This is a genomic window from Streptomyces altiplanensis (genome assembly GCF_053591575.1).
On sequence record NZ_JBSFUB010000021.1, the window covers coordinates 31,749 to 49,552 of the forward strand.

Annotated in this window: 7 protein-coding genes; 1 reads left to right on the forward strand and 6 read right to left on the reverse strand. The window is 69.1% G+C overall.

Features of this window, described 5'->3' with window-relative positions; translation table 11 throughout:
- The first annotated feature begins 18 nt into the window (after positions 1-18).
- Positions 19-1,251 carry a cytochrome P450 gene (locus ACWD0Y_RS13030; protein ID WP_450260411.1) on the forward strand — a complete coding sequence of 411 codons (1,233 nt, stop codon included), beginning with the start codon at positions 19-21 and terminating at the stop codon, positions 1,249-1,251.
- A gap of 70 nt (positions 1,252-1,321) precedes the next feature.
- Here ACWD0Y_RS13030 and fabD read toward each other — a convergent pair whose 3' ends face one another.
- From fabD to ACWD0Y_RS13060, 6 genes are read right to left on the reverse strand one after another with little or no spacing between them, the layout of a single operon-like run.
- Entirely contained in the window at positions 1,322-3,211 is a 1,890-nt protein-coding gene (gene fabD / locus ACWD0Y_RS13035) for an ACP S-malonyltransferase (protein ID WP_450260412.1), read from the reverse strand.
- Positions 3,212-3,224: 13 nt separating this feature from the next.
- A complete protein-coding gene (locus ACWD0Y_RS13040) occupies positions 3,225-5,642 on the reverse strand; it encodes an enoyl-CoA hydratase/isomerase (RefSeq protein WP_450260413.1) in 2,418 nt (805 codons plus the stop codon).
- The gene (locus ACWD0Y_RS13045; RefSeq protein ID WP_450260414.1) at positions 5,630-6,892 is read right to left on the reverse strand and encodes a hydroxymethylglutaryl-CoA synthase family protein; all 1,263 of its coding nucleotides are present in this window, start codon (positions 6,890-6,892) and stop codon (positions 5,630-5,632) included. The genes ACWD0Y_RS13040 and ACWD0Y_RS13045 overlap by 13 nt, the downstream gene beginning before the upstream one ends.
- 20 nt (positions 6,893-6,912) lie before the next feature.
- On the reverse strand, positions 6,913-8,217 hold the full coding sequence (locus ACWD0Y_RS13050; protein WP_450260415.1) for a beta-ketoacyl synthase N-terminal-like domain-containing protein: 1,305 nt from the start codon (positions 8,215-8,217) through the stop codon (positions 6,913-6,915).
- A gap of 1 nt (position 8,218) precedes the next feature.
- Entirely contained in the window at positions 8,219-8,473 is a 255-nt protein-coding gene (locus ACWD0Y_RS13055; RefSeq protein WP_450260416.1) for an acyl carrier protein, read from the reverse strand.
- A gap of 50 nt (positions 8,474-8,523) precedes the next feature.
- Positions 8,524-17,787 (reverse strand): amino acid adenylation domain-containing protein, encoded by a 9,264-nt coding sequence (locus ACWD0Y_RS13060; RefSeq protein WP_450260417.1) that lies wholly within the window; start codon positions 17,785-17,787, stop codon positions 8,524-8,526.
- Positions 17,788-17,804: the final 17 nt, after the last annotated feature.

Here is a 17,804-nt window from a genome sequence, read left to right on the forward strand (position 1 = left end):
GACAAACGAGGAGCAGAGATGCCCGGGGACGCTCTCCCGAGCGAACAGATACCACTGTTCAATCCATTTGCCGAGGGATTCACCGACAATCCCTATCCGCAGTACGCCCTGCTGCGGGAGACCGCTCCGGTCTACGCCCACCCGATGGGGTTCTGGGTCATCACCCGGTACGAGGACGTCTCGGCGCTCCTGCGTTCCGGTGCGTCGGTCGAGCTGCGCAACGTCACCTCGGGTGCGATGGTCAACCTGCGGCAGAAGGACGAGTCGCGCAAGACCCCCCTCATCGACGGCTTCTCGATGATCGACCGGGACGCGCCGGACCACACGCGGCTGCGCAAGCTGGTGCAGAAGGCCTTCACGCCGAAGTCGATCCAGGCCCTCGCGCCGCGCATCGGTGAACTCGTCGACGAGATGCTGGACCGCGTCGCCGACGCGGGCCGGGCGGACCTGGTTCCCGCACTCGCCTCTCCGTTGCCGTTCACCGTAATCGCGGAAATGCTGGGCGCGCCGTCCACCGACCATGCGCGGATCCGCGAGCTGAGCGGCACGATGGTCCGCTCCCTCGAACCGGTCGCGGACCCGGCCCTGATGCAGGCGATCGAGGCGGCGGACGAGGAACTCGCCGGGATCACCGCCGAGATGATCGCCTGGAAGCGCCGCAATCCCTCCGACGACCTGATGACGGCTCTGATCGAGGCGGAGGAGGACGGCGACGCGCTCAGCGACGACGAACTGGTCGCCCAGATCCTGCTGCTCTACATCGCGGGTCACGAGACGACCGTGAATCTGCTCGCCGGCGGCACGCTGGCCCTGCTGCGCCACCCCGACCAGCTCGCCGCGCTGCGCTCGGACGCCTCCTTGATGACGAACGCGATCGACGAGCTGCTCCGTTACGACAGCCCGCTCCAGTCGAGCCGGCGCATCACCGTCGAGCCCACCGTGCTCAGCGGGGTCGAGATCCCGGCCGGTTCCTTCGTGATCGCGGGTCTGGCCTCGGCGAACCGGGACGAGATGTACTGGGGTCCGGACGCGGACACCCTGCGTCTGGACCGGGAGGGGGCCCGGGGGCACGTCTCGTTCGGTTCCGGTTCACACCACTGCCTGGGGGCTTCGCTGGCGCGGCTGGAGGCGAGCATCACCTTCGAGCGGATGCTGCGGCGGTTCCCGAAGCTGGCCCTCGACGGCGAGGTGACGTGGAACGGCCGTATCAACGTGCGCGGTCCGGCCTCGCTGCCGGTGACGGCCGGCTGAGTCCGGCCCCCGAGCGGATACCGCGAAAGGGCCCACCGGGTCGTCCGGTGGGCCCTTTCGCGGTGCCGTCTCACACCGGGGCGGGGGCGCCCTCCCGGACGACGGAGAGCAGTCCTTCGCGCAGCTTGGCCATCGACGCGGTGTTGTTCCCGAACTGGTTGATCGCGAACACCCCCCGGTGTTCGGGTCCGTAGCCGTGCTTCAGGAAGTTGACGAAGGAGCCGCTGGCGCTGAGGTCCACGAAGTAATGGTGGCGTGGGGCGCGGAACGAGGTGGCCATCAGCTCGTCGAAGCGCACCCGGCCACGGATCACGTCCCAGACATAGGTGTCCCAGTTCTCCAGCGAGTCGCTCCCCAGCTGCCCCGCGTAGGCGCAGGAGTAGACCGGCAGCTGCGGCCGGCCGACCGGCACGGCCCGACCGAGGCCGCGGCACTCCTGGCGGACGTCCTCGAGGAGACCGGAGTGGAACGCGTACCGGACGGGCAGTGCGACGGCGATCACCCGCTCCTCGTCCAGCGCGGTGCGCGCCTCGGCGATCCGCTCGCTCTCGCCGCTGACGACGAAGTTGCCCGTGGCCTCCCCCGTGTAGTTGACGCCCGCGAGTGACAGGCCGCCGAACAGGTCACGTCGCCGCTGGTAGAGGTCCGGCGGGGCGAGGACGCTGAGCATCCCGCCGGGGCGGCAGCGCGACTTCAGCAGGTGGGCCTGCTTCATGACGAGGTCCAGGCCGTCCTCGAAGGACATTGCCCCGGCGACGGTCGCGGCGATGTACTCGCCCAAGCTGTGGCCGAGCACCGCGTCGGGGTGGAAGCCCTCGTCACGCAGTGCCTCGGTCAGGCTCCATCCGATGCTGTAGAGGGCGGCGTGGGTCTGCAGGATGTCGTCGAAGCCCTGTCCCCGTCGGGAGGTGTCGTGGATCGCGGCCACCAGTGAGGTGCCGTTGGCCGCCTCGTACAGCGCGCTGCACCGGTCCATGGCGTCCCGGAACACCGGATGCGCGTCGTACAGCTGCTGCCCCATCCGGTGGTACTGGGTGCCCTGTCCCCCGTACATGAAGACGACTTCGGGCCGCTGCCCCGTCCGGCGCGAGGCGGGCGGGGTCTCGTCGAACGGAAGGGGCTCCTGGCGGATCTTGTCGGTGAGCTTGGTCAATACGTTGCCCGGGCCGATCTCGTGGAAGTCCCGGTGGCCCTCGCCCATCAGCCAGGAGACCGACTCGTACCACTTGACGGGGCTCGATATCTGCTGGACGAGCAGGTCCGCGTAACCGGTGGTGGGGTACGGCCGGGCCGTGAGGTTGGCGACCACGGGAATCGTGAGCGCACCGAGCCGGAAACCGGAGAGGTAGCGGGCGAACTCGTCCTGCACCTCGGTCATGCAGCGCGAGTGGAAGGCGGCGCTCACGTTGAGCGGGATGAAGGCGGCCCCGGCCTCCGTGTAGGCGGCGCGGACCTCGGGTGCGAGGACTTCGTCGTAGACGCCGGAGAGGATGCACTGCTGACGCGAGTTGATGTTGGCGATGTCGATGCCGCGGTAGGGCAGACCGGCCAGGATTTCGGCCACCCGCTCCTGGTCCAGGTTCACCACGGCGGCCATCGCGCCCTTGGGAGCCCGGCTCATCAACTCGCCGCGCTTGCGCACCAGGTCCAGCCCGGTGGCGAAGTCGAAGGCACCGGCGGCGAACAGGGCGCAGTACTCCCCCAGGCTGTGTCCGGCCACGACGGCCGGCAGTTCCTCGCCGGAGGCGACGCGGTCCAGGTACTGGAGAGCGCTGACCGCGTAGAGGGCGGGCTGGGTGTACTCCGTCCTGCCCAGCACCCGGTCGGGGTCGTGGAGGCACAGTTCCCGGAGCGAGTAGCCGAGGATGTCGTCCGCCTGCGCCACCAGGTCGGGGAACTTCTCGAACAGCCCCTCCCCCATGCCCTTGCGCTGCGAGCCCTGCCCGGGGAATACGTACACCGATTTCATGTGATCACTCAGCCGTTGTCGCGGGGATTACTGGTTCGCCGTGGAGGGCGGGGACGGCGTGTGTGCCGTGTGCGGCGTACTCGCCGAGACGCCGTCCGAGCAATGCGGCGGTCTCCCGCAGCAGTCGCTCCGCGATGACGTCGGCTCTGCGGCTGCGCCATGGTTCCAGGTCGGTGCCCTTCACCCAGCTGTTGAAGGCGCCCATCGCGGGGCCGCAGTGGATCTGGTAGTCGACCCGCTGGGTGGTGCTGCCCCTCATGGCCAGCCTGGCGGAGTGGACGAAGTACCAGCGGAAGACGAGCGCCATCCTCTGCTTGGGGTTCCGCTCGGCCTCCGCCAGCCGGTCCGGGAAGCGCCGGGCCAGATGGGCGCGGGTCTCCTCCCACACCTCGTCGATCGAGCGCTTGAAGTACTTGCCCTCCAGCGTGGCCCGGGTCCGGGCGTCGAGCTCCTCGATCGCGTCGTGCCGCAGGTACAACTCGTACAGCTTCTGGGCACGGGCCGGGAAGAAGGTCCCCTTCCTCACCGCCTGCACCCTGGCGCCGACCTCGAACATGTCGCCGGCGGGAGCGTAGTCCGTGTCGTGGGCGCCGAGGTCCTGGAGGATGTCCTTGACGGCGTCGCTGGTGCCGGCCTCCACCGTGCACTGGTTGATGGAGCCGGTCACGATGAACTCGGCGCCCAGGGTGAACGCCGCGAGCGCCGCCTCCGGGGAGCCGATGCCGCCGGCCGCCCCGACGCGGACCTCGGCCTCGTGGGGGTATGCCTCCTCGCGGCTCACCCGGTCGCGCAGGGCGCGCATGACGGGCATCAGCACATACGCGTTGCCGCCGTCGGTGTGGCCTGCCGAGTCGGCCTCCACGCAGAGGTCCTGGGCGAGCGGGACGCGTGCGCCCAGCTCCGCCTGCTCGGGGGTGATCAGGCCACGGTCGAGCAGTTGGCGGACCAGTTCCGCCGGCGCCGGGCGCAGGAACCGCTCCGCGACCTCGGTGCGCGACACCTTCGCGACGATGTGGTGGTCCTGCCGTATCCGGCCGTCGCCGTCCGTGCCGAGTCCCGCCAGCCGGTAGCGCACGAGCGGGAGGGTCGGCCGGACGTAGGCCGATGCCTCGACGGAGCGGACCTCGTGGCGCAGGTAGAGCTCCACGGTACGCATTTCCAGCTCGGGCTCCTGAGGATTGCTGAGCAGGTTCATGCCGTAGGCGCGGCCGGGGCGCAGGTCCCGCTTGATCCGCGTGATCGCGTCGTCGATGACGTCCGGGGCCAGTCCGCCGGTGCCGAAGAAGCCCAGCATTCCGGCGTTGCCCAGGGCCGTGACGAGTTCGACCGAGGCGATGCCCTTGTACATCGCGCCCGCGGCGTAGTTGTAGTCGATGCCGTGGGCCTCGCGGAATCGGGGGTTTCCGAGAGCCTGGGGCGGGACGGCGAACCGTTCGGTGGGGTGGTGGTGCTGTGGTTCCACGGTGTCCTCGGTCGGTGGGGTCCGCGGGCCGGGCGGGGCGGGCTGCTCGTCCCGCCCCGCCGGGGCGTGCGAGGGGCGGTGCGCGTGGTCCGTGGACGCGCCGGAGGAAGAACCCGGCTGCGGGGCGGGCGCGGGGAGCTCGGTGGTGTCCGAAGAGGCGACGGGCAGGTCGGCCGTGGCGGCGTCCTCCCAGGGGAAGACGCCACGCTCCGCGTAACGCCGGATCGCCCGCACGTTGTCGGGGTCCGCGAACACCTCGCGGTTGGTGACCAGTGCGACGCCCTTGGTGTGCTCGGAGATCGGGGACAGTTCCCGCAGGTACGCCTTGTAGCGTCCGACGCCCTTCTTGGAGAGGCGGCCCAGGCGTTGCAGATGACGGCGCACCAGCGCGTGGCTGTCCGCGCCGAGGGCGTCGACCAGCCCCCATTCGTGTGCCTGCCGGGCGTCGATGGTCTGGGTCGTACCGGCAAGGTAGTGGGCGCGCTGGAAGCCGGTCCGGCGGATCAGGTACGGGAGGACGACCGCCGGTATCAGCCCGAACAGCAGCTCGGAGAGGCTGAACGACGCGCTTTCGTCGGCGATCACCACATCGCTCGCCGCCACCAGGCCCACTCCGCCCGCGTTCGCCTTGCCCCGGACGTGGGCGACGGTGAAGACGTCCCCATACGCCATCCGCCGGAAGAGCTCGAACATGTGCTCGGGGTCGAACGCCGTGTCCTGGCCCTGGCGCGCCGCGTCGCTGATCGCACGGAAATCCGCACCGAAGCAGAACACCTCGGGCAGCCCTTCGAGGACGACGACAGTGACGGCCGGGGAGGCCGATGCCCTGGTGAAGACGTCGTTCAGCTCGTGCACGAGGTCGGCATTGATGGCATTGCCCGCCTCCGGCCGGTGGATACGCGCGAACAGCACACTGCCCTCTTCGCGCACCCGCAGGGTGGAGTAATTCAGTCGATCCATGCGTACTCCCGGTGGAACTCCTTGATCGCCTTCAGTACGAGGCGCGGAGCCGGCCCCGTGCCGCGCCGGGTGCGGGGGACGTACTCCTGGTTCACGACGGTGTTGCGGGTGCCGACCCGGACGAACTCGCTCTCCCGGAGGAGCGCGTCGTACTCGTCGAGGGACAGCTGGTAGCGGCTGTCCAGGTGGTCCTCGATGCCCATCTCCCTCAACCGCGCCGCGCCGTCGGGGGTCACGACGCCGCTGTAGAACTCGGAGCAGCAGCCGGATCCGTACGAGAACAGGCCGAGGCGTTGGGGCGTGTCGAAGCGGCCGTTGCAGACGGTGCCGGCCAGGGAAAGGAAGACGGTCGCGCCCATGATGTTCCCGACGCGCCGGCAGTAGGCCAGACCGGGCATGACGCGCCGTTCGAAGTCCTCGGCGATCTCGGCGCCCTTGACCTTGGCGACCTTGCGCATCATCGTGCGGTGGGCGCCCTTGACCATGCCTCCGAAAGGGGTGTGGAAGGCGAGGTACTGGAAGGAGTCGCGGTAGTCGGCGCCCTGCACCTTGCCCTCGTACGCCAGGTACGCCTTCTCGCAGCAGTCCAGGTACGACATCAGGGACAGGTCCACGTCGCCCGCCTCGCTGTCCGGCGCCGGACGGCAGGTGTCCATGACCTCGTAGCCGTAGTAGCCACTGGCACCGACGTCGAGCTGGAAGACGTGCGGGGTGTCGCTGATCAGCATGGCCACCGCGCCCGCGCCGCCACTCGGCTCCGCGTAGGCCCAGTCCTGCGCTGCCGCGTCGTCACCGTCCTCAAGGATGTAGCGCGAGATGTCCGTCGCGATCACCAGGGCCTTCGCGCCCGGCGAGGTGCCCGACAGGATGAAGTTGCAGGCCATCTGGAGCCCGGCCGTACCGGCGTAGCACGCCTGCTTCAGCTCGAACATCCGGCAGTTGCGGCTCAGCCCGAGCTGGTCGTGCAGATAGGTGCTGGCCGACTTCGAGAAGTCGAAGCCGGACTCCGTGCAGGTGATCAGCAGCTCGATGCTGTCCTTCTCCGCCGCGCTCATCCGGTCGAGGATCGGCCTGGCCGCGTTGGCGCCGAAGGTCACCGGGTCCTCGAAGGGCAGCGCGACGGTCTTCTCCTTCATCAGCAGGTTGTTCAGTCTCGGGAGGTCGAGCTCCCGGTGCTTCGCCAGCTGCATGACGTCGAGCACGGCCGAGCCGCCGAACACGTTCATCGCTTCGATACCGACGCGGGACATGGCTTACGTTCATCTGCTCTCTATGCGTCGCATGTGCTCATGCACAGTGCGGTGTTGATGCCGCCGAAGCCCATGCTCAGGCTCAGGCAGTGGCGCACCTCGGTCTCGACTGCCTCGTCGCGCACCCAGCGCAGGGACGCGTCGATCGGGTCGGTGAGATTGCGGGTCGGGTGCAGTCGTCCGTGCTTCATCTGGAGGAGCGCGGCGACCGCCTCGACGGCTCCGGCCGCCGTCAGGCCGTGACCGGTGATCGACTTCGTGGCGTTGACCGCGGCATGCGTGAGGCCGCAGGCCCGCAGCGCCGCGACCTCGGTCTCGTCTCCGACGTGGGAGGCGGTGCCGTGGGGGTTGACGTAGTCGATGGCGCCGGCGGTCAGCCCGGCCCGGTCGAGGGCCTGGCGGATCGCCCGGGTCTCGCCGTCCAGGGAGGGATTGGGGTTGCGGTTGCCGTCCAGCTGCACCGACCAGCCGCTGAGCCGCGCGTAGAGGGTGTCCTCCTGGCCCGGCCGGGCACCCCGGCGCTCAATGACCAGCGCGCCGCACGCCTCGCCGAAGACGAAGCCGGCCCGTTGCCGGTCGAAGGGCCGGCAGGCGAGACCGGGGTCGTGCGCGCTCTCCTCGGACGCCATGGCACCCATCGACTGCAGCCCCAGCAGCTCCCAGTACGACAGGTCCGCCAGCGCGCCCACGGCGATGCAGACGTCGACCCGGCCGGAGGCGACCGCCTCCGCCGCCTCGATGATCGCGAGCTGGCCGCTCGCCGAGGCGCCGCCCACGGTGTGGGCGAAACCGCGGACGGAGAACGCGGTGGTGCACAGTCCGCACAGGTCGGTGTCCAGGAAGGACATGCCGTAGCTGGGCCGCAGGAAGCGCGGCTTGGCCCGGTGCCGGTCGTGCGCCAGGACCAGCTCCCGCTGCTGGAGGTTGCTGCCTCCGATGACGAGGCCGATCCGCTCGGGGTCGAACTCGTCCAGCCGGGCCTCGGTCCATGCCTCTTCGAGCGTGGCCAGGGCGACCTGCCCGGTGAGGGAGACGGTACGCAGGTCCCGCGCGGCCAGCCGGGTGGTGGGCGCCGGCCTCGGTATCTCGGCCCCCACGAACCGGGTGCCGAGCTGCCGGCCGGGGCGCTCCATGACCGCGAACCCGTGGTTCCCGGCGAACAGCCCCCGCGCGAAGGCGTCCTTGCCCTGGCCGATGGCGGTGGTGACGCCCAGTCCGGTGACCACGAGTTCGAAGTCGGCGGTATCGGTGTGGTCAGCGGTAACAGCGATGCCGATGCTGTCTGCGCTGTCTGCGCTGGCGGTGTTGCCGACGGAGTCCCTCACGTCACCCGGCCCTGACCGCTGCTATTTCGCTCAACCGCTCGGCGAGTTCGCCCAGATTCCGCGGACCGTAGGTGTCGACCAACGGTATCTCCAGGTCCATTTCCTCCAGCACGGTCATCACTATCTCCGCGCGGTCCATCGAGTTCGCGCCGAGATCCTCCAGGGAATCGGAATCCTGGAAGGCGTGGTCCGCGAGTTCGGGAAGGATCTCGCGAATCGCCTCGGTGATCAGCGGAAAGGTTTCTTCCTTGGTCATGTGCGCACCATCATTCTGTGAAATACGGCAGACAGGGGTGGGGTGGGGGCCTATCCGAGAGAGCCGTCCGCCGCCGCTTCACGCAGCTGCGAAACGCTCGCCCCGGGGTTCGCCACGATCTTGAGCAGCAACCTCTCATAGGTGGCCGCCATTTCCTCAATCGTCTTCCTGGCGAACAGGTCGGTGCTGTACTCCAGGTACCCGTGCAGTCCCGCGGGCGTCTCCCGGACGACGAGGTTGAGGTCGAACTTCGCCACCCCGCTGTCGGTCCGCAGCGGCACGAACGCCAGGTGCCCGGCCTCCTCGTCCCGCGGCGCGGGTCCGGCCGCCGGCACCAGGTTGAACATGACCTGGAACAGCGGGGAGTGGGCGGGATCCGGTTTCGGCGCGAGCTCCCGGACCAGGTCGGCGAAGGGAACGTCCTTGTGCTCATGGGCTGCGGCCGTGACCCGCTTGGTCTGTCCCAGCAGTTCGCCGAAGCCCTGGCCGGCGGTCACGTCGAGCCGCATCACCAGTACGTTGATGAAGTAGCCGACGAGCCCCTCCAGCTCCGGCAGGGGCCGGTTGGTGACCGGGGAGCCGATCGCGAGTTCGCGGTCCGGTGTGTACGCGCCGAGCAGCGCCGCGTACGCCGACAGAAGCGTCATGTAGAGCGTGCCGCCCTGCTCCTGGCTGAAGCGGTGGAGCTGCCCGAGCACCTCCGAGGGGACCTTCAGCTCGACCGACGCCCCCTGGTACGACTTCACCGGAGGCCGCCGGTAGTCGGTGCGCAGCGACGTGCACGACGGCAGTGCAGCAAGCTGGGAGCGCCAGTACGCCTTCTGCCCCTCGCGGGCCGCCTCGTCCACGGCGCGGTGCTGCCAGTGGGCGAAGTCGGGGTACTGCACGGGCAGTTCCGGCAGGGACGGCTCCTCTCCCCGGCTCAGCGCCCGGTAGGCGGCGTTCAGTTCGGCCACGAAGATGCCGGTCGACCAGCCGTCGAAGATGCCCCACGGCCGGGTCACCACGGCGACGTGCTCGTACTCCGACAGGGTCAGGATGTGGACGCGCAGCATGTGCCGGTCGTCCGGGGCGAACGGCCGCACCCGCTCGGCCCGCAGCAGGTCGGCGACCGCGCTGTCGCCGCCGACCTCCTCGAAGGCCACGGAGAAGCCGGACACGTCGTTCACGCGCTGGGTGAGGGAGTCGCCGCACCGCACATAGCTGGTGCGCAGGATCGCGTGGCGGGCGACGAGCGCCTCGAACGCGCCCGCGTAGGCCCGGCGGTCCAGCCTGCCGATGATCCGGTAGGCCATCTGCACGTTGTCGTACGCCGACCCCAGGTGCTCGCGCGGGTTGAGGAACCACAGTTCGCTCTGCTGGAACGAGAGCGGGACCGCCTCGGCGCTGTCGGTGACGGGCAGCAGCGGAACGTTCTGCGCCGGGGCGGTGCCCGGTGCGGCGTCCAGTACCTCGGCCATCTCGCCGATGGTGGCGCCGGAGAGGATCGTCTGGAGCGGCAGCTCCTTGCCGGTCCCCTGCTTCACCCGGATGGTGAGACGGGTGGCGAGGAGGGAGTGACCGCCCAGGTCGAAGAAGCCGTCCTGGAGACCGACGCGCTCCAGCCCGAGGACGTCCTGGACCAGCCGGCACAGGAGGAGCTCGGTGGCGCTGCGCGGTGCGACGTACACCTCCTTGCGCACATCGGCCTCGTCGGGCATGGGGAGCGCCTGCTTGTCGACCTTGCCGTTGGGGGTCAGGGGCAGCTCTTCGAGTGCCACGAAGACGCTGGGCACCATGTACTCGGGCACTTTGCCGGACAGGTGCTCCTTGAGCGTCCTGGTCATCTCCTGGCCGGTGCGGGCGATCTGCGGGACGTTCGCCAGGTACGACCGGCGGTAGTCCCCACGGGCCCGCGCACGGGGCGGCTCCCCCTTGGCGAGGATCACGTCGAGGCCGTCCAGCCGCTCCTGGGACCAGGTCACCGCGACGTGGTGACCGAGTTCCTCGGCGTACCGGAGTACGGCTTCGAGCTCCCGCACCTGCGCGGCGTCGTCGTCGGAGAGGCGTGAGGCGCCGGCGAGGGGCTCCACCTGCGTCCGGGCGGGCCAGCGGGTCAGGCCCTGGCTGACGCGGACGTCGCCGGCGACCTTCGGGTTGACCAGTCCGGTGACACCGAAGCGGCGGTGCGCGCCGTCCTCCAGGAGGGTGCGCAGCTCATCGGGGGTGGCGGCGGTCAGCCACGGCAGGTCCTCGGGCGGCGCGGCGGCGCCCTTGGTCAGGACGACGTCGTAGCGGTAGCTGAGCATCTCGTTGTCGCCCAGTCCGCGTTTGACCGTGAGGTCGACGGAGCCGATCTGCGGGAAGCGGTCGGTGAGCCCGGCGAAGTAGCTGGGGCTGACCAGCAGTTCGGTCTCCTGCTGGCGGCGGCGCTGCACCTGTCGGGCAAGCGTGCCGACGGAGGTGCGCACGGGCAGCCGGCTGCGTTCCACGGCACCGACGTGGGCGGAGAACAGATCGAGGTTCCTGACGTCCCCGATCATGATCCGGCCGCCGTCCGCGACGAGGGGAAGCAGGCGCTCGATCACATCCTCCAGGTACAGCCGGTTCGGGAAGTACTGCACGACGGAGTTGACGACGACGGTGTCGAACTTCTCCGTCCCCGGAGGCACGGTCACGGACCGGGCGTCACCCTGGCCGAGGGTGATGTGGGACCAGCCGCGGCGGTCGGCCCCGCGACGGACCCCGGCCAGGGCCGAGGCGGAGATGTCGAACGCGTGCACCGCTTCGCAGGCTTCGGCGTAGCGGAAGAGGAGGAGCCCGGTTCCGCAGCCGACCTCCAGCAGGCGCCGGGGCCGGAACGCTTCGATCTGCCGGACCGTGCCGTCGATCCACTCCCCCATCTCGGCCTCGGGGATGGGCTCCCCGGTGTAGCTGCTGTTCCAGCCGATCAGGCTGGGCTCGTCGGTGGCGTCGTCCTCGGCCGGGCCGGAGTACTGGTCCTCGAAGAGCTCCTGCCACTGCTCGAGGCGTTCGGCGTTCTGGTCCCGGGCGGTGGTGTCGAGCCATTCCGCTGTGGGCTGTACGTACGCGACGAGCCTCTTGGTCTCGCCCGTGGCCTGGGTGGTGACGACGGTGCTCCGTACGGAGGGGTGGGACAGCAGCGCGTTCTCGATCTCGCCGAGCTCGACGCGGAAGCCCCGCACCTTCACCTGGTTGTCGGCGCGGCCGATGAACTCCAGGGTGCCGTCGGGCAGCCATCGGGCCAGGTCGCCCGTACGGTACAGCCGGGCGCCGGGCTCGTCGGCGAAGGGGTCGGTGACGAACCGGAGCCCGGTGAGTTCCGGGTTGCCGAGATAGCCGCGTGCCACGCCGGGGCCGCCCACGCACAGTTCCCCGACGACACCGCACGGCACCGGCCGCAGGCCCTCGTCGAGCACGTACGCGGTGGACCGGGCGATGGGCCTGCCGATCGGGATGACGGCGTCCTCGGCGATGTCCCGGGGGATGACGTGGCAGGTGGAGGCGATGCTGTTCTCGGTGGGGCCGTAGGCGTTGACGACGGTCAGTCCGGGATGCGCCCGGTGGAGCCGGAGTACGTCCTTCGCGGAGAACGCCTCGCCGCCCACGCCCAGGTACTCCAGCGGCAGGCTCCGCCCCTGCGCGGCTTCCGCGAAGGCCGGGAGGAAGGCCGCCGACAGGGCCATCATGGTGACGCCCGAGCGCTCCACCCGGTCGAGCAGATGGCCGACGTCCTTGGAGTCGCCGTCGTGCAGGACCAGCCGGCCGCCGGACAGCAGCGGACCGAGAACCTCCTGCGAGCCCACGTCGAACGAGATCGACGAGTGGTGGAGCATGACGGTGGCGGAGGTGGTCGGGAAGTAGTCGGGGTTGCGCACCAGACGGACGACGCCGCGCTGCTCCACGAGAACACCCTTGGGGAGCCCGGTGGAACCCGAGGTGAAGATGACGTAGGCAAGGTGGTCGGGGGTGAGCCCCAGCTCCGCCCGGGTCAGGTCGCTCTCCGGCCGGTCGGCGAGCACCTGGGCGCGGTCGTCCGCGCGTTCCCCGGTGTCCAGGTGGACGACCTGGGGGCGGGCGCCGTCCGCGGTGCCTTCGAGGAGTGAGGCCGGCTGGGTCGACTCGCTGAGCACGATGCCCACGTCGGAGCCGGCGACCAGGGTGCGTATGCGTTCCTGGGGGTAGCCCGGGTCGATGGGGACATAGGCGCCGCCCGCCTTGAGAATGCCGAGCAGCCCGATCACCATCTCCGGTGAGCGCTGTGCGCACAGGCCGACCAGGATGTCCGGGCCCACGCCCTGTTCTCGCAGGTAATGGGCGACGCGGTTGGCGCGGGCATTGGTCTGCGCGTAGGTCAGACGCTGGTCGCCGTACTCGACGGCGACGGCGTCCGGCCGCTCCCGCACCTGCTCCTCGAAGAGCTCGAACAGGCAGTGGTCGTCGGGGTAGGGCTTGGCGGTGTCGTTCCACTCGGTCAGCAGACGGTGGCGCTCCGCGGGCGGGACGACGTCGATGTCGAGCGCCCGGGTGCCGGCCCCGTCGTCGTCGGCCAGCGCGGCAACGATCCCGAACAGCGCGGCTTCCACGTACCCCAGTACCGCGTCCGGCGAGAGGGTGGCGTCGACCTGTGCGTTCAGGGAGAGTTCGGTCCCGGTGTCGTCGACCGACACACCGACCGGGTAGTTGGTGCGGTCCAGGGATCCCAGCCAGCGGATGCCCAAGTCCTCCAGGGTGGCCGGGCCCCCGTCGCCCTGACGGGGCTCGAAGTACCGGTAGTTGATCATCGAACTGAACAGGGTGGCGTCGCTGTCCAGACCGCTGGACTGCTGGGCCAGGGTGAGTGCGCTCTGCTCGTAGGAGATCAGTTCCTTCAGGCCGGCGTCGACGTCGGACACCAGCTCCTGGACGCTGCGGTCGCGCAGCCGTACCCGCAGGGGCAGGGTGTTGATGAAGTTGCCCAGCATCCGCTCGACGCCGGGGACACCTTGGAGGCGCCCGGACAGGACGGTGCCGAACACCACGTCGTCGCGCCCGCTGGTGGCCGCGGTCACCAGGGCCCACGCGGCGTGGAAGAGGCCGGCGGGGCTGATGCGCAGGCGCCGGGCCTGCTCGCGCAGGTCGCGTGTCAGTCCGGCCGGGAGCGAGCGGCGCAGGTCGCGGACCCGGCTGCCGTCGCCGTGCACGTCCACCAGCTGGAACGGTGTGGTCGGCTCGGTGACGTCGCCCAGCTCCTGACGGAAGAAAGCCTCCGCGTCCTTGGAGGCCAGCTGATGCAGGGTGTGGCCGACGAAGTCGCGGTAGGCCGGGGGCGGGGCCAGCCGCTCCGGACGGCCGGCCATGTGGGCCGTCAGCTCGTCGAGGATGAGCCGCAGGGACGTCGCGTCCTCGATGAGGTGGTGCACGCTCAGCAGCAGGTAGCGCTGTGCGGAGTGCCGGTCGGCGGCCACCGCGAGCCGCAGCAGCGGCGCCCGGTCCAGGCTCATCGCGCCCGGCCGGGACAGCCAGGCGCGGGCCTGCCGCTCGGCGTCCTCGTCCGGGTCGAGACTCAGCCGCTCGACCTCCAGGCGTACGTCGCGCAGCACGACCTGCACAGGTTCGGGCAGGCCCTCGGTGACCACGGCGGTGCGCATCACGTCGTGGCGGTCCATCAGCGCCTGGAGGGCGGCCACGAAAGAGTCGCACACCTGCTGGTCAGGGGCGACGAGCAGGATCGGGATGACGTACGGGTCGTTCGCGGGATCCATCAGGTGATGGAAGAGGATGCCCTCCTGTGACGGCACGAGCGGGTAGATGTCCTGCACGTTGGGCGCGCCGCCGGGCACCTTCTCCACGACGGAGTCGATCTCGGCCTGGCCGAGCCGGACCAACGGCAGCATCTCCGGGGTGATCCGCTCGCAGTCGGGCGGCACCAGGTTGTCCGGGACCTGATAGGCGGGGCCGCCGGCCGTCCCGCGGTCGATCTCGGCTGCCAGGTCGGCCAGCGTGGGGCTGTTGAAGACGCTGCGTACGGTGACGTCCAGCCCGTGTTCCTTGAGCCGAGCTATCAGGACGGTGATGAGCAGGGAGTGCCCGCCCAACGCGAAGAAGTTGTCGTGGGCGCTGACGCGTCCCTCGTCGAAGTCCATCAGCTCCGCCCAGGCGGAGCTGAGAATCCGCTCGGTGGGGGTGCTGGGCGGCGTGTAATCGCGCTGGGCGTAGGCGTCGATCCCCGGAGCGGGCAGCGCCTTGCGGTCGAGCTTGCCGTTGGCGGTGATCGGCAGTCGCTCCAGTGCCACGAAGGCGCTGGGAACCATGTAGTCGGGCAGCGTCCGCCGCAGGTGGCGGGCGAGTTCGGCGCGGTGGTCGGCTGTTCCCGGTCCGTCAGCGGAGGGGGCACCGCCGGAGGGGGCGTCGGTCAGGACGACGTAGGCCACCAGTTTCCTGTCGCCGGGCTGGTCCTCTCGGGCCAGCACGGCGCAGGAGCGTACGGCGGGGTGTTCGGTGAGTTTCGCCTCGATCTCCCCGAGCTCGATGCGGAATCCACGGATCTTGACCTGCTCGTCGTTACGGCCCAGATACTCCAGCGTGCCGTCCGGGGACCACCGCGCCAGATCACCCGTCCGGTACATCCGCGCACCCGCGACACCACAGAACGGATCATCCAGGAAACGCTCCGCACTCAGCTCCGGACGATTCAGATAACCCCGCGCGACACCCGCACCACCCACATACAGCTCACCCACAGCACCGACCGGAGCCGGCTGACCGAAACGATCCAGAACATACGTCCGCAGATCAGGAATACGCCGGCCGATCGGACTCACCGACCGCTCCACATCCCCCTCACCCAACAACCGGTACGTCACATGCACCGTCGTCTCAGTGATCCCGTACATGTTCACCAGCTCGGTACCACGGTTCACCGAACGACCCATCCACGGCCGCAACGACGCCACATCCAGCGCCTCACCACCGAACACCACCACACGCAACCGATGCGCCGCCGCATCCTCACCCTGCGCCGCGATCAACTGCCGAAACGCACTCGGCGTCTGATTCAGCACCGTCACACCCGACGCACACAACAACTCATAGAACTCACCAGGACTACGCGTCACCGCCTGCGGAACCACCACCAGACGCCCACCGTGCAACAGAGCGCCCCACATCTCCCACACCGAAAAATCAAACGCGAACGAATGGAACAACGCCCACACATCCCGCTCACCAAAACGGAACCACTCATCCGTCGCAGTGAACAACCGCGCCACATTCCGATGCTCAACCATCACACCCTTCGGCACCCCCGTCGAACCCGACGTATAAATCACATACGCCAAAGACGACGACGACACACCCGGCACCACAACATCAGAAGAATCAAGCCCCGCCCACAGACCCGCATCCCCCCGCACATCCACCACCGGAACCGACGAAACACCAAACCCCTCAGGCAAAGGACCGTCCGTCAGCACCACACACGGCGCACTGTCCTCCAACTGATACCGCACACGCTCCACCGGCGACGACGGATCCAACGGCACATACGCACCACCCGCCTTCAAAACCGCCAGAACACACACCACAATCAACTCACTGCGCGGCAGACACAGAGCCACCAGAACATCCGGCCCCACACCCAGCCCACGCAAATACCGCGCCAGACGATTCGCCCGCTCGTTCAACTCCCCATACGAAACAAAACGACCCTCACACTCCAACGCCACCGCACCAGGAGACCGCGCCACAACCTCCTCGAACCACTCATGAACACAACGCCCCACCACACCAGAACCAGAAACCGTGCCGGAACCCGTGCCGGAAACAACACCCGGAACAGAATTCCACTCGACGAGGACCTGATGCCGCTCGGCCTCATCGAGGGTGCTGATCCGGGAGATCCGCTGCTGCGGTTCGGCCACGACGGCATGGAGCAAGGCGGTGTAATGGCGTACGAAGCGCCGGACGGTCTCCCGGTCGAACAGGTCGGTGTTGTACTCGACGGCGCCGATCAGTCCGTCGGGTGCCTCGCGCAGATCGAGCGTCACATCGAACTTGGTGATGTCGAAGTCGAACTCGATGAGGGAGACATCGAGGTCACCCAGGCGTACCTCACTGTCGGCCTGTGCCTCCTGGAGGACGAACGCCACCTGGAAGACCGGTGAGTGGCTGAGGCTGCGCTCCAACTGGAGCGCGTCGACCACGGCCTCGAACGGCACGTCCTGGTGGCTGTACGCCTGTAGGGCCACCTCCTTCACCCGTCCGAGGAGCTGGGCGAAGGTCGGGTCGCCCGACAGGTCGGCACGCATCACCAGGGTGTTGGCGAAGAAGCCGATCAGGCCCTCGGACTCGATGCGGTTGCGGTTGGCGACGGGGGTGCCGATGGGAATGTCGGTCTGTTCGCCGTAGTGGTGGAGCAGCAGAGCGTAGACCGACAGCAGTGTCATGTAGAGCGTGACGTCGTGCTGTTCGCCGAGCGCCTTGAGCCGCGTCAGCAGGTCCTTCGGGAGATGGAAGCGCTCGTGAGCGCCCTGGTACGTCTTGACGGCGGGACGCGCCCGGTCCGTCGGCAGGGACACCTGGGGGTCGATCCCGTCCAGCTGCTGCTTCCAGTAGCTCACCTGGCGGGCCTGGACCTCGTCGACCAGCCACTGGCGCTGCCAGTGCGCGTAGTCCGCGTACTGGATCGGCAGGGGCGCGAGCGGCGACTCCGCACCCGCGCAGAACGCCTCGTAGAGGGTGACCATCTCGCGGAAGAAGACACCGAGCGACCAGCCGTCGGACACGCTGTGGTGCATGGTCACGAGCAGGACGTGCTCCTGCTCGGACCGGCGCAGCAGGCGTACCCGGATAAGTGATTCGCGGGCGAGGTCGAACGGCTCCACCGCCTCGCGCTCGCAGATCGACGGGAGTTCGGCGGGGTCGGCGAGTTCCTCCTGCGAGACGATGAAGTCGCTGCCGTCACCGATGTCCTGGTAGGGCACTCCGTCCCGCTCCACGAAGCGGGTGCGCAGGACCTCGTGCCGCTGGACGATCGTCTCCAGGGCGCGCAGCAGCGCCGGGCGGTCGAGCGGCCCGCGCAGCCGCATGGCCATCGGGATGTTGTAGTACGCGCTGGTCCCGTCGAGCCTGGCCAGGAACCACAGTCGCTGCTGCGCGAAGGAGAGCCGGACCGGCCCGTCCCCGGTGCGGGGGTACGGACGGATGGCCTCCAGTGCGGAAAGGTCGACGCCCTGCTTCTTGAGCATCGCGACCAGGGCGCGCTGCTGCTTGGCGGGCAGGGACTTGATCTTCCTGATCAGTTCCAGCGAGTTGTCGTTGTTCGTTGTGCTCATGTTCGGCCCCGTGGTCA